The organism is Fictibacillus sp. NRS-1165 (assembly GCF_050468105.1).
GTDB classification, from domain to species: Bacteria; Bacillota; Bacilli; order Bacillales; family Fictibacillaceae; genus Fictibacillus_C; species Fictibacillus_C terrinigri.
In genome coordinates this window covers 14,261-26,405 of sequence record NZ_JBDPNU010000039.1, presented here as the reverse complement: position 1 = coordinate 26,405, position 12,145 = coordinate 14,261, and the positions used below count along the sequence as shown (strand labels likewise).

Annotated in this window: 14 protein-coding genes and 1 pseudogene; 8 read left to right on the top strand and 7 right to left on the bottom strand. The window is 44.5% G+C overall.

The window, feature by feature from the left end; genetic code table 11:
- Position 1: 1 nt before the first annotated feature.
- Positions 2-559 carry a 6-phospho-3-hexuloisomerase gene (hxlB, locus tag ABHN01_RS17140; protein ID WP_256224478.1) on the bottom strand — a complete coding sequence of 186 codons (558 nt, stop codon included), beginning with the start codon at positions 557-559 and terminating at the stop codon, positions 2-4.
- 12 nt (positions 560-571) lie between these two features.
- Entirely contained in the window at positions 572-1,204 is a 633-nt protein-coding gene (hxlA, locus tag ABHN01_RS17135) for a 3-hexulose-6-phosphate synthase (protein WP_429876531.1), read from the bottom strand.
- A 191-nt stretch (positions 1,205-1,395) separates the two neighbouring features.
- On the opposite strand from hxlA, the gene ABHN01_RS17130 reads away from it, so the two are divergent.
- From ABHN01_RS17130 to ABHN01_RS17115, 4 genes are all read left to right on the top strand, one after another.
- Complete coding sequence (locus tag ABHN01_RS17130) at positions 1,396-1,752, top strand: winged helix-turn-helix transcriptional regulator (RefSeq protein WP_290398325.1); 357 nt, start codon at positions 1,396-1,398, stop codon at positions 1,750-1,752.
- Between the two features lie 145 nt (positions 1,753-1,897).
- Positions 1,898-3,544 (top strand): gamma-glutamyltransferase family protein, encoded by a 1,647-nt coding sequence (locus tag ABHN01_RS17125; protein ID WP_429876530.1) that lies wholly within the window; start codon positions 1,898-1,900, stop codon positions 3,542-3,544.
- 30 nt (positions 3,545-3,574) lie between these two features.
- Positions 3,575-4,150, top strand: a complete 576-nt coding sequence (locus ABHN01_RS17120) for a chromate transporter (RefSeq protein WP_429876529.1) — start codon at positions 3,575-3,577, stop codon at positions 4,148-4,150.
- Positions 4,147-4,677, top strand: a complete 531-nt coding sequence (locus ABHN01_RS17115) for a chromate transporter (RefSeq protein WP_290398328.1) — start codon at positions 4,147-4,149, stop codon at positions 4,675-4,677. Before ABHN01_RS17120 ends, ABHN01_RS17115 begins: the two co-directional genes overlap by 4 nt.
- A gap of 32 nt (positions 4,678-4,709) precedes the next feature.
- Here the strand turns inward: ABHN01_RS17115 and ABHN01_RS17110 are convergent, their stop codons facing one another.
- Genes ABHN01_RS17110 through ABHN01_RS17100 form a run of 3 tightly spaced genes read right to left on the bottom strand, consistent with a single transcriptional unit; the run spans position 4,710 to position 7,121 of the window.
- Complete coding sequence (locus ABHN01_RS17110; RefSeq protein WP_290398329.1) at positions 4,710-5,153, bottom strand: threonine/serine exporter family protein; 444 nt, start codon at positions 5,151-5,153, stop codon at positions 4,710-4,712.
- A 12-nt stretch (positions 5,154-5,165) separates the two neighbouring features.
- Positions 5,166-5,900 carry a threonine/serine exporter family protein gene (locus ABHN01_RS17105; RefSeq protein ID WP_429876581.1) on the bottom strand — a complete coding sequence of 245 codons (735 nt, stop codon included), beginning with the start codon at positions 5,898-5,900 and terminating at the stop codon, positions 5,166-5,168.
- A 48-nt stretch (positions 5,901-5,948) separates the two neighbouring features.
- On the bottom strand, positions 5,949-7,121 hold the full coding sequence (locus tag ABHN01_RS17100) for an MFS transporter (protein ID WP_429876528.1): 1,173 nt from the start codon (positions 7,119-7,121) through the stop codon (positions 5,949-5,951).
- Between the two features lie 222 nt (positions 7,122-7,343).
- Between ABHN01_RS17100 and ABHN01_RS17095 the strand changes: the two genes are divergently transcribed.
- Positions 7,344-7,610: a hypothetical protein gene (locus ABHN01_RS17095; protein ID WP_429876527.1), complete on the top strand. Its 267-nt coding sequence runs from the start codon at positions 7,344-7,346 to the stop codon at positions 7,608-7,610.
- 308 nt (positions 7,611-7,918) lie between these two features.
- Positions 7,919-8,563, top strand: a complete 645-nt coding sequence (locus tag ABHN01_RS17090; RefSeq protein WP_429876526.1) for a right-handed parallel beta-helix repeat-containing protein — start codon at positions 7,919-7,921, stop codon at positions 8,561-8,563.
- A gap of 64 nt (positions 8,564-8,627) precedes the next feature.
- Here ABHN01_RS17090 and ABHN01_RS17085 read toward each other — a convergent pair whose 3' ends face one another.
- Positions 8,628-8,753 (bottom strand): hypothetical protein, encoded by a 126-nt coding sequence (locus ABHN01_RS17085; RefSeq protein ID WP_429876525.1) that lies wholly within the window; start codon positions 8,751-8,753, stop codon positions 8,628-8,630.
- 159 nt (positions 8,754-8,912) lie between these two features.
- On the bottom strand, positions 8,913-10,400 hold the full coding sequence (locus ABHN01_RS17080; protein WP_429876524.1) for a hypothetical protein: 1,488 nt from the start codon (positions 10,398-10,400) through the stop codon (positions 8,913-8,915).
- A gap of 182 nt (positions 10,401-10,582) precedes the next feature.
- On the opposite strand from ABHN01_RS17080, the pseudogene ABHN01_RS17075 reads away from it, so the two are divergent.
- Both ABHN01_RS17075 and ABHN01_RS17070 read left to right on the top strand, forming a co-directional pair.
- Positions 10,583-11,598, top strand: a pseudogene (locus ABHN01_RS17075) (Bug family tripartite tricarboxylate transporter substrate binding protein).
- A gap of 65 nt (positions 11,599-11,663) precedes the next feature.
- A complete protein-coding gene (locus ABHN01_RS17070; RefSeq protein WP_290398341.1) occupies positions 11,664-12,119 on the top strand; it encodes a tripartite tricarboxylate transporter TctB family protein in 456 nt (151 codons plus the stop codon).
- Positions 12,120-12,145: the final 26 nt, after the last annotated feature.

Sequence of the window (12,145 nt, the reverse complement as noted above, 5' to 3'; positions counted from 1 at the left end):
TCTATTCCAAATTGGCATGCCGTCCGAACATGGTATCGGTATCCAGCCCTTTTCTTTCCATAAAACGTAAAATCACGGCATCAAAAAACAACAGAAGTGTTTGTTCGAATAGAGATCCCATCGGCTGAATGGTCTTGTAGTCATTTTCCGATTGATCTTTTGGAGAGCCAGGTAATTTTACGCAGACATCGGCCAATTTGCCAAGAGTCGAGTCGGGAAAGATGGTCACTGCAATAACTTTACCCCCAATGCTTTTCGCTTTTTCGGCCATTGAAATAAGGCTTTTTGTTTCCCCGGAACCTGAACCGAAAATGATGAGATCGTCCTCGGTCAGGTTAGGAGTAACGATTTCACCGATGACATAGGAATCTAATCCCATGTGCATCATTCGCATGGCAAAGGATTTTCCCATCAATCCGCTCCGGCCAGCTCCTGCAACAAAAATCTTCTTGGCTTTCAGAATTTCATCTACGAGCTTTTCGGCCTCTTGATCTGAAATTAAGTCCGCTGCCCGGCTTAATTCCTTCACTATTTCTGTATAATAATGTGAAGTATTCATGTTGAAAAATCCTTAGCTTTGTTTTACTAATTTTTGGATTTCAGCTGCCGTTGCTTTTTTATCATCTTGTCCAGTAATACCGCCGCCTACAATAACAAGGTCAGGCTGAGCTGCAACAACTTCAGGCAATGTTTCTAATTTAATTCCGCCTGCGACAGCCGTTTTTGCATTTTTAACGACACCTTTGATCGCTTTTAAGTCTTCAAACGAGTTTTTTCCGACAGCTTGTAAATCATAACCTGTATGGACACAAATATAGTCAACGCCAAGCTCATCAAGCTCTTTGGCTCGTGTTTCGATATCTTTAACGGCAATCATGTCCACAAGAATTTTTTTGTTTTGTTTTTTTGCTTCATCCACCGCACCTTGAATGGATGCATCTTCAGCTGCCCCAAGGATGGTAATGATGTCTGCACCGGCTTCAGATGCCTTCATGACTTCATATCCTGCAGCATCCATAATCTTTAAGTCGGCAAGGACTTTCAAGTTCGGAAATGCTTTTTTCATTTCTTTAACAGCTCTAAGACCTTCGTTGATGACAACCGGTGTACCGATCTCAACGATATCGATATGTTCTTCAACCTCTTTCACTAATTTGATGGCTTCTTCTGTATTTACAAGATCTATCGCTAATTGTAGTTCCATTTTTGCCTTCTCCTCCTGTGGTGTTTTATCTATGATGCACATCATAGTTTTTCTTTTGGCGGCTGTTTTATCCATCAAGGAACAATTGTAAGTATACTCTTCATGTTTACGTTTTGTGAAGTACTGACTTTAATATTACATAGTGTCAAAAAGTATACTATGAGGTATAATAAGGATGGAGGTGATATACGATGTCACGAATGGACGGTAAATTGTTTAACTGTGAGAAAGAATTAACATTATCTGTCATCGGTGGAAAGTGGAAAATGATTATTTTATGGCACTTGGGGAAAGAAGGAACGAAACGGTTTGGTGAGCTGAAGGCTCTTATACCCGGCATCACTCAGCGCATGCTCGTTAACCAGCTTCGCGAACTGGAAGAAGATAGGATTGTCCACCGCGAAGTTTACCCTGTCGTTCCGCCAAAAGTCGAGTATTCTTTGACGAAGCAAGGTGAGAGCCTGATGCCTATTTTGGATGCCATGTACCAATGGGGGAAGGATTACATGGTAACCATGGATATGAAACCGATAGACGAGGTAAAGTAATCCCGTCCGAAAAGGGACGGGATTTTTTTATGTTTATGAAAGTGCTATTTGTAAAACAATTGTATTTGTTCCTAACAACATTTAAACTATTTATAAAATATTCTGAATATATGTGCAAGTTATGCATGCCATGAGAGGTGAGAACATGAAACAGCAAACCATTGAACAAACAACAGAACAAACATTTTATGATCATGAACGATATCCTTTTTCTTCCCGTCGTTCAGTAACGTACGGAAAAAAAGGAATGGTCGCAACATCTCAGCCGCTTGCGGCACAGGCAGGCCTGGATATCTTAAAAAAAGGCGGAAATGCCATTGATGCGTCCATTGCCACAGCAGCCTGCCTTACCGTGGTTGAACCGACATCGAATGGAATCGGAGGCGATGCTTTTGCGCTCGTCTGGACGAAAGGCGGTTTGCATGGTTTGAACTCAAGCGGTCCGGCTCCGCAAAGCATTTCCATTGAAACTCTTAAGCACGAAGGGTACGACAAAATTCCAAAATACGGCTGGTATCCGGTAACTGTCCCCGGTGCACCTGCAGCATGGGCGGAATTATCGAGCCGTTTTGGAAAACTGCCCCTGACTGAAGTGCTTCAGCCGGCCATTACTTATGCAGAGGAAGGCTATCCGGTTTCTCCAGTACTCGGAAAGTATTGGAAAAGAGCTTTTGAATCTTATAAAAATGAACAGAAATCCGATGAATTTAAAAGCTGGTTTGAGACTTTTGCGCCTGATGGAAGAGCGCCGGAAATCGGTGAAATATGGCGCTCACCCGATCATGCGGCTACTTTAAAAGAGATTGCTGAAACGAACGGAGAATCTTTTTACAGAGGGAAATTGGCCGACAAGATCAGCACAGCCTCCGAAAGTGAAGGCGGTTTTTTAAGAAAAGAGGATCTTGCGGCTTTTCATCCGGAATGGGTTGAACCGATTAAGGCGGAGTATAAAGGATATGAGGTATGGGAGATCCCTCCGAATGGCCAGGGGATTGTGGCGTTAATGGCACTTAACATTTTAAAGGGATATAATTTTCCTGAAGCGAAGTCAGCAGACAGGTACCACAAGCAGATTGAAGCGATGAAGCTCGCCTTTATGGATGCGAAAAAATATGTGACAGATACTACCCATATGAATGTAGCAGCTGAAGCCCTTTTATCCGATCAATACGCAGAAGAACGAAGGAAACTCATCGGCCGACAAGCAATGATGCCTGGACCGGGGACACCGCCAAAAGGCGGCACAGTCTATCTTGCTGCAGCTGATGAAGAAGGGAACATGGTATCCTTTATCCAAAGCAACTACATGGGTTTTGGTTCTGGAATCGTGGTGCCAAACACCGGGATCAGCCTTCAGAACAGGGGACATGATTTTTCACTGGATCCCGCCCACGATAACTGCCTTCGTCCAGGCAAGAGGACGTATCATACGATTATCCCTGGTTTCCTGACAAAAGAAGGAAACGCAATCGGTCCGTTCGGCGTTATGGGAGGATACATGCAGCCCCAGGGACATGTTCAGGTCATCATGAATACAGTGGACTTTCAGCAGAATCCTCAATCTGCACTTGATGCACCAAGATGGCAATGGATCGAAGGGAAGCACGTGCTGGTTGAACGTTCACTGCCACAGCATATTGCCGAGGAGCTGGCACGGAAAGGCCATCACGTCAAAGTCTCACTGGACACAGGGGATTTTGGGAGAGGGCAGATCATATGGCGGCATCCTGAGACCGGTGTACTGGCAGGAGGAACAGAAGGCCGGACAGATGGGGCTGTGGCTGCCTGGTAGAAATAACTTTCATAAGGATTTGATGCATTAATGACCTATCTACAATTATTTATTGCCTTTTTTCGATCAGGCATCCTAGGCTATGGAGGCGGTCCGTCTTCCATACCGCTCGTACATAAAGAAGTGGTAGAAAAGTTTAAATGGATGAATGATGAGGAATTTGGTGATGTGCTTGCACTTGGAAATGCTTTACCGGGCCCGATCAACACAAAGATGGCGGGTTACATCGGCTACCGGGTGGCCGGATTGACAGGAATGCTCACGGCACTTCTTTCTTCCATTCTTCCGACCATTTTGCTTATGATTGTCCTTCTGACCTCACTCGCACAGTATAAGGATAACCCGTGGGTTCAAGGGATGACCAAGGGTGTGCTTCCTGTTGTAGCCGTAATGCTAGCAGTGCTGACGTGGCAGTTTTTCACCAGTGCAAAAAAAGGCCTTGGAATGAAGCTCAGCCTGATTCATGTGTCAGCCGGGATCCTGCTGCTGCAGCTCCTTAAGGTTCACCCTGCTGTTTTGATAGGGATTCTCTTGGCTTATGCCCTTCTAAAGCCGGAAAAGAAAGATGACGAGAAACCTGCTGAGAGAGGGGAGGGTATGGGATGATTTATTGGCATATTTTTCTTGCTTTTTTTATCCCGGGAATTTTGGGATACGGGGGAGGCCCAGCTTCCATCCCTTTGATTGAAAATGAGGTTGTAGGCCGCTATCACTGGCTGACTGTCAATCAGTTTACGGAAGTGCTCGCGCTTGGCAATGCACTTCCTGGGCCGATCGCCACGAAGATGTCTGGCTATATCGGCTACATGCAGGGAGGGATTCTTGGTTCTTTTGTCGCTGTGTTTGCCACGGTAGCCCCATCCCTCATATTGATGATCGTCTTTCTCAGTGTGATCTATAAGTTCAAGGATTCACCAAGAGTAAAAAAGATGACGTTATTTGTGAAGCCGACCATCGCCGTACTTCTTGGAGTGATGGCTTATGATTTTTTGGCCGAATCCGTCAGCGTCTCCGGATGGATCCAGACAGTATCCATTGCTGCAGCCAGTTTTCTGCTGATGGAAAAATTCAAAGTATCTCCAGTCATCGTAATCGTGGCTGCTATTGGATACGGGGCCGTTTTCATGGCATAAAAAAAGAACTGGCATATTGTCAGTTCTTTATTTTATCTCACCGTTCTTTGGCTTTGTAAAATGATCGGAATAATGGTTCCGGCAAGGACAAGCCCGAATGCGATCGCCCCCGAGATCAAAAAGGTCTGAGAAGCGAGCTGGATTGCGGCGTTGTAATCATTCTCGACCAGCTGCCTCATCGTGTCATAGGCACCTCCGCCTGGGACAAGAGGTATGATGCCGGCGACACTGAAGATGATGACAGGCATGCGGCGAATCCGGGCGTACAGGTGGCTGATAGCAGCGACCACAAAAGAGGCCATGGCTGTTGCGAGAACAAGGTCAAACTGGCTGTTTCCGGACATCCCTTCAAAGATCAGCCAGCCGATCATCCCGCAGATGCCGCCGGGGATGACCGCTTTTTTAGGAACATTAAATAAAATTCCAAACCCGGCTGATGCAATAAAGCTCGTCCAAATGGCTTCAATCATATTCATGAAATCTCCTCCTCACAGCGTCACGATAACAAAGGCAATGCCGGTTCCGATGGCAAAGGCGGTCAGCATCGCTTCTGCTCCTAATGAGATTCCGGAAACAAGATGGCCGGCCATGAGATCCCGTACCGCATTGGTGATCAGCACACCTGGCACAAGCGGCATGACCGCTCCGATAATGATCTTATCCAGCTGATCCCCCAAGCCGGTCGTAATGGCGAGCTTCGCGATCAAGCCGATAAAGAAGGCGGCCAGCAGCTCAGAGAAAAAGCGGACGGAAACGTATCGTTTTGAAAATAAGGAAATAGCGTAACCTGCTCCTCCTGCGATCATGGCAGGTGTAAAGTCGTTCCAGTTGCCTTTGAACATAAGAGCGAAACAGCCGCTCACAAGAATGGCTGCTGCGATCTGAGCCCATGCAGGGTACGCTTCAGGAGTGGCCTCGATCTTCTTTAATTCTTTTTGTGCGATCTCCAGTGACAGCGATTCATGGGCGACTTTTCGTGACAGGTCATTGACAAGGACAACCACATGCAGATCTGTCGACCGGTCGACGATTCTTACAATCTTTGTATAATCCATCGTACTTCCTTTTTCCAGCAAGGAGAGAATAATAGCTGTTGGTGTTACGAAAACCTGGACCGCTTCCATTCCATAGTTTTGTGCGAGGCGTGTGATGGTATCTTCCACCCGGTATGTCTCAGCACCGTTCTGAAGCATAAGTCTGCCTGCTAAAAGGCAGACCTCCATAACGTCTTCTATTTTATTCTGAATCAATATGAGTCCCCTTTCAGCATATTAGTTCACTTGAAAGTGTTCCGTCTTCAAAAACTGGCGGCGGGCAAAAATGACGGCAGCAGCAAAGAGAAAAGCAGCAAACAAGAATTCGATACGGTCTCCAAGCTGATAAAACACAGAACCGACAATCGGCCCTGCAGCCATTCCCAAATATCTGAAAAAGTTATAAACACCGATCGCCGTTGCACGGTTCTGGGTAAAAGCTCTTGCCAGAAGGGTTGTTTGAACAGGAAGCGATAATCCGAGGCACAGTCCAAACAGTGAAATGCTAAAAATCAATACGGGCAATGATAAAGGCGAAAGGATAACAAACAGTACAGTCGCCAGCACATTTAGCGAGGAAGTTATAATGAGGAAAGTCCTCGCATTGCCTCTTTCCTGCAGCCGCCCTCCTGCAAAGCTGCCAATCACAAGGAACATCGACATCGGAAGAAAGACCAATCCTTTTTGGCTCGCCGATAATCCGTAGAAGGAAGCCAAAAGATTCGGAAGAAATACAAGAAAATTATAAAACGAATAATATTGAATAAATCCCAGCAAGACAACCGCAAGCCCAGTTCGATTCTTCAGTACAATCGTAAAGTCGGAAAAACTGAATCCCTTTCTTTGCGGCCCTTCCGGTTTGGTTTCTGGAAGCAGCTTCACGTTAGCGAGAAACATGAGTAGGCCCGTTCCTGTCAAAACCCAAAACACACCTTGATATCCAGTATAACCACCAACAAAGCCGCCTACAACCGGTCCTACCACTGGACCAAGGGTCACCAGTGTCTGAAAGGTGCCCATTGATCGCCCAAGTGATTTTCCTTCAAAAATGTCTCCGATAACAGTGGTTGCCACTACGGATCCCGCAGCAATGCCAGCTGCCTGAACAGCCCGAAAAAACAGCAATCCCCAGATGGATGGAGACAATGAGGCTCCAGCAGAAGCTGCAATATAAAGCAGTATCGCCGGAAGCAAAATTCTACGGCGTCCGATCTTATCCGTTAGCGGGCCATATACCATCTGCATCATCGCGAGCACAAAGGTAAAGATAGAGATGGTTAAATTCACAATGAACCCCGAGGTCTGAAATTCGTGCTGGATCTCAGGGAGGATCGGTGTATAGATCGTTTGGGTGAAAGGGCCAAAAAACGCAGCGAAACCAACACAATAAAGTATGATTTTTTTATTCAAACAAGGGAACCACCTTTCTATGAAAACTGACTATTCATTAAAACAGATATAAAATTTCATATTATTAACCATCTGACTTTCCTATTTTACACTTTTCTAACCATACAGCAAGAAAAAAAGTATACATCATCTTTGTTTGCGCCCCTCTAGATATTGAACTAATAATGGAAATCAGTGGACGATAATAAAGGTGGAAAGCCATTCATAGGGGGAAAAATAGCCATGCGTAAAAAGGCAATGAAATTGTTTTTGTCAGCAGCCCTGGCGGCCAGTATCATCCTTCCAGCTCAAGCCAGCGCCGCCGCACCAACCTACACAGTGAATCCGAGCAGTAAAACGTATAAAGGGCTCATGATGAACTTTAGTACGTACAATTTCTATACAAAGCATTATTACCTGATTCGGTCATACCTTGAACAGCAGCTTGAAAAGACCGGGGGAGGTACTCTCATCTTAAAAAAGGGAACGTACTCGATCTCAAATACATAGTACGTTCCTTCGAATGTTACGCTTAAATTCAAGGATGGCGTGAAAATTGTTAAAGATACAAAGACTGGTACGAGTGCCTTTGCATCAGCAAAATCCATCTTTCAGCTGATAAGGCCATCCAAATCGGCCAAGAGCGGAGTGTATGGGGGATATAAAGGAGAAAAAAATTTACATTTATCGGAGAGGGCTTCGCCGCTATTGATATGAATTACTCACAGGATGGCATCGCGATCATCGCGGGGCATAACCAAAATGTTAGGGTGGAAAATATCACGTTTCGAAACATGTGATCCGGCCACTTTATTGAAATGGATGCAACTTCCCATGCGGACATCGTACGTAATCGCTTTCTGAATTCCAAGCCATCGCCGAACAGGAATAAAGAAGCAATCAACCTTGATACTCCTGACCATTCTACCTTGGGATGGAGCCAGAAATGGAGCAAGTTCGACCGTACGCCCAACCGGGATATCACGATTAAAGATAACGAGTTCTATGATCTTGACCGTCCGGTTGGCACTCATAAATATTCTGGCGGCAAATATCATGATCATGTTGTCATCCGGCACAATGCCATTGAGAAAACACGTCAGGATGCGATCCGTCTCATGAACTGGTCCAATGCTTTGATCGCAGACAACACCATCAAAAATGTAGCGGAAGGAACGGGGAGCTACCGCGGGATACTGGCCAGCGGCGCTATCCATCCAACGTTTGAAAATAACGCAATAGAGCATGCAGCAAGACCGATGCAGTTTCTAGTCTGGCGGAACAATGGGCCGGGTTCACAATACGATATGATTTATAATGATTTAAATGAAGAGGACATCAAGGCATTAAGGACGAATAAAGTGAAGCCGCCGACAGAAGGGTTTATTCGGATCAATAAAGCCTATAATTCCTTCACAAAGGAAAATACAGATCTGATTCCAGTGAGAATCATGAAAAATTGAAAACACGGAACTAAAAGCGAAAAAAAGAAGAACCCTAAAAGGATTCTTCTTTTTTAGACGTTTTTTAAAGGTTAGATCCAGCTGAAGCAGCCGCAGTGACGTCTTTTGCAGCAGTGTTTTTTCCTTCTCTTTCTGCAGTGGCAAGAGCTTGAAGAAGAGGAAGAAGAGGAAGAAGAGGAAGATGATTCATGCTTCTTTTTCCAGTCATCGTGTTTATCTTTTTTTTGCTTTTCGTAGCCCATTAGAGCATCCCCCTTGAAATGGTTTCCAGAATAAAATTCCGGTTAAGATATCATATGATAGGGAGCAAAAGGCGGACTAGACCTCTGTTTATGTTTTCAACTATTTTTCAAAGTTTAGAAGAAACAGTTAAATGTCTATCAGATTTGGGGTTCTTCTTTCTTTCCTCAATACCATTCATGTTTCTTTTTTCGCGGATCCACTTGGTCAAAAAGGAGATTCCAAGCAGGATGCTGACGGTAATGCCGGATACCGTAACGAACAACGCGATGTATTCAAAGAAACCAAACTTCTGAAAGGCTTTCCATTTAATAGGGCCTTTTAATTCTTCGATCACTTGGTTCATTCCATAGATTCCTGTTATCACAGTATAGATGGTTAGAATGGATATGAGATAGTTATTCCTTTTGGACGATTTTTCGCCCTGGTATTGATAGAGAGTGGACAGCGTCTGTTTGACATCTTCATATAAATCTTGGTTTTTAAAGGTCTTTTTCAGCAGGATGAAGATTTCCCGCCCCTGGCTTTGCGTCGCAAGCTCCAAAAAGAAGTATTTGGCTGAGAACATCGTGATCTCACCGATCAGTTTTTGTGTTTTCTTGTTGTCCCGTTCGAGATGAACATGGGCATATTCATTGGACAGTTGAAGAAGTACAATTTTATGGAAAAGATTTAACAGCAAACCGTAATAATATTCTCCGTACATCTGATCGATGATCTTTGCGGCCTGTCCATCTTCTTCACTCGTCAAACAGCAAAAAACATGTTCATCTACCAAAAAGTAAGTGTGAGGAGCCCATCTTGTATGGCTGTTCTGCAAGCAGTATTCATAAATAAAATCCCGGCTGCTCGCGCTCATATGAGGACGGCCCTGTTCATCGACCCCATCCAGCTGGGAGCCCCGAAACAAGTCTGTTTCTTCAAACTCCGCCCCGCTCTGAAATTGAAAAAGCCCCTGCACATACATCCGTTCATCGATAAAAAAGGGCAGTGATTCAAAATACGCTCCATTGACCTTCTCGACATTCAAATAAGAAGTAAAGCCGGGAAGCAGGGCACTAAACAGAAAATTCTCCACTTGTTTGTAAGGCTGGCCCTCGTGGGTGATGACCGCTTCACGATCCTCGCGTGATCGGTTTTCAAGCACTCTGAAACGTGCAGCAAATTCAATCGCTTCAGAATATGAAACTTGGTTAAGCTCCGTACGAATGGTAATGAAGCCTAGTTCAAACGGCAGCAAGAACACATCGATGGAATGGAATTTGAATGGTGCCTTTACTTGGCCAGATTGCAGTTCAGCATTTATATCCACACGTTTTGAATACCTTCGAAATGTAATGGGATCCTCCGTTTTTGGGAATAAAACGTCTGAAGTAAACGGAAGAAAGTAGTGTTTCAGGTTTTTATGAGAGACTTTGTTCTCACCGCCATAATAAGCATTCTCTTGTGCTTTGTCCTCTAGGTCAAAGAATTTATAGCCAATGCTCTTTAGATAATCCACAAGTCCGTCCAAGCATTCATTTTTAAGAGAGAACGGAAAAATAAAATGAAAAAAAGCAGATTTTAATGGAGGATCTTCCTTCTTTAATCGATGCACGTATATTCACCTCTTCATTCTTCTTTCCCCCAACTAACTTAAAACTACACTTCGTAAAAGTTTCCAAGAAAACACATATGAACTTTATGAACAAAATGCTCTTTATGTATATAAACTATAAATTCTGAAAACTATTGATATGATAATTTTATGTAAGCGCTAACAAAAAGGGGATGTATGGAATGAAAAGGACATTATTGTGGTCGAAGGTGTTATTGGCAGGTTCTCTGACTTTGGGTCTCGCAGCATGCAGCAGCGGAGCAAACGGAACAGCAAAATCCGATTATCCGGAAAAAGCCATCACGGTCGTTGCTCCATCCGGTGCCGGAGGAGGCTGGGATTTAACAGCAAGATCTTTTACTAAGATCTTAGGGGAAACGAAACTGGTGGACCAGACGATGACGGTTGAGAATAAACCGGGTGGAGGAGGCGCCGTGTTTATGGCCGAGTACGCGTCTCAGGACAAAAAGAATGATTATAAGCTGTTTGTGAATTCTCCTCCTATTCTTGTAAACAACCTTAAAGAGGAGGGAAACAGCCCTTTCGGATATAAGGACACGACACCTCTTGCATAGCTGACAAAGGACTATGGAGCGGTCGCAGTAAAAGCCGATTCGAAGTATAACACTCTAAAAGAAGTATTGGCCGACTTGAAAAAAATCCTAAATCATTAACGGTCGCTGGAGGTTCAGCTCCTGGCTCGATGGATCATCTGGTCGCTATACTGCCGGCATATAAGGCCGGGATCGATCCGAAGGCCATTAAATACGTGGCCTATGATGGCGGTGGAGAAGCAGTAGCCTCTCTTCTTGGAGGTAACAGTGATGTCATAGCGACGGATGTATCCTCATTAGGCGAATATTTAAAGTCAGGGAAGATTAAGCTTCTTGCCGTGGAGTCTCCTGAGCGCCTATCTGGTGATTTTAAAGATGTTCCTACGTTAAAAGAACAGGGAATTGATGCGGAATTTGTGATTTGGAGAGGAGTTTTCGGTCCGAAAGAAATGGCCTCCGATGCGAAGAAGTATTGGCAGCAGAAGCTTAAAAAACTTTCAGAGAGCAAAGAATGGAAGGCAGAACTTGAACGGAACCGGTGGGAAGCGGACTATAAGGATTCCAAAGAATTTACGAGTTTCCTTAAAGAGCAGGAAACTCAAATTACAGATATGCTGAAGTCGCTCGGAATGGAAAAGAAATAACGCTGCTCTCGGAGAAGAGAAGGGCTCTTCTCCGTTCTTTTTCATCAAAAAACGGAGGTCGAAACATGAGTAAAACATTTGACCGGTATGCAAGCCTGCTCTTTTTTGTGCTGGGAGCAGCCTTTATGATCGAAAGCCAGAGGATTTCACACTCTTCATATGGCAGCAATGTGGGGCCGAATGTGTTCCCCTTCTTGCTCGGCCTGATTCTGGGCCTGTTAAGTATCAAACTGTTCATCGAAACATTAAAGTATGAAGCTCATAACAAAGGAAAAGAAAAACTCGACTACAAAAGTTTTGTCATCATCCTGGCTGCTTCTGTTCTCTACGCTTTTCTTCTCGAACCGCTCGGTTATGTCCTTAGCACATTCCTGTTTTTGGCCGTTGGTTTTCAGACGATGGAAAGAGGAAGAATCGTTAAAACACTGATCATCTCTGCCCTTTTCTCTGCCGGTGTTTATATCCTGTTTGCAGAAATTCTAAAGGGCACACTGCCGGGATTGCCGGTTTGGCTTGGATAAGGCGGAAAAATTGTTGTTAATGGGGG

Excerpts from the sequence above, each read along its gene's own strand:
- hxlB (WP_256224478.1), bottom strand. The coding sequence starts at position 559 with ATGAATACTTCACATTATTATACAGAAATAGTGAAGGAATTAAGCCGG.
- ABHN01_RS17105 (WP_429876581.1), bottom strand. The coding sequence starts at position 5,900 with ATGGAGGTCTGCCTTTTAGCAGGCAGACTTATGCTTCAGAACGGTGCT.
- ABHN01_RS17095 (WP_429876527.1), top strand. The coding sequence starts at position 7,344 with ATGCGTAAAAAGGCAATGAAATTGTTTTTGTCAGCAGCCCTGGCGGCC.
- ABHN01_RS17090 (WP_429876526.1), top strand. The coding sequence starts at position 7,919 with ATGGATGCAACTTCCCATGCGGACATCGTACGTAATCGCTTTCTGAAT.
- ABHN01_RS17130 (WP_290398325.1), top strand. The coding sequence starts at position 1,396 with ATGTCACGAATGGACGGTAAATTGTTTAACTGTGAGAAAGAATTAACA.
- ABHN01_RS17115 (WP_290398328.1), top strand. The coding sequence starts at position 4,147 with ATGATTTATTGGCATATTTTTCTTGCTTTTTTTATCCCGGGAATTTTG.
- ABHN01_RS17125 (WP_429876530.1), top strand. The coding sequence starts at position 1,898 with ATGAAACAGCAAACCATTGAACAAACAACAGAACAAACATTTTATGAT.
- ABHN01_RS17110 (WP_290398329.1), bottom strand. The coding sequence starts at position 5,153 with ATGAATATGATTGAAGCCATTTGGACGAGCTTTATTGCATCAGCCGGG.
- hxlA (WP_429876531.1), bottom strand. The coding sequence starts at position 1,204 with ATGGAACTACAATTAGCGATAGATCTTGTAAATACAGAAGAAGCCATC.
- ABHN01_RS17070 (WP_290398341.1), top strand. The coding sequence starts at position 11,664 with ATGAGTAAAACATTTGACCGGTATGCAAGCCTGCTCTTTTTTGTGCTG.
- ABHN01_RS17120 (WP_429876529.1), top strand. The coding sequence starts at position 3,575 with ATGACCTATCTACAATTATTTATTGCCTTTTTTCGATCAGGCATCCTA.
- ABHN01_RS17085 (WP_429876525.1), bottom strand. The coding sequence starts at position 8,753 with ATGAATCATCTTCCTCTTCTTCCTCTTCTTCCTCTTCTTCAAGCTCTT.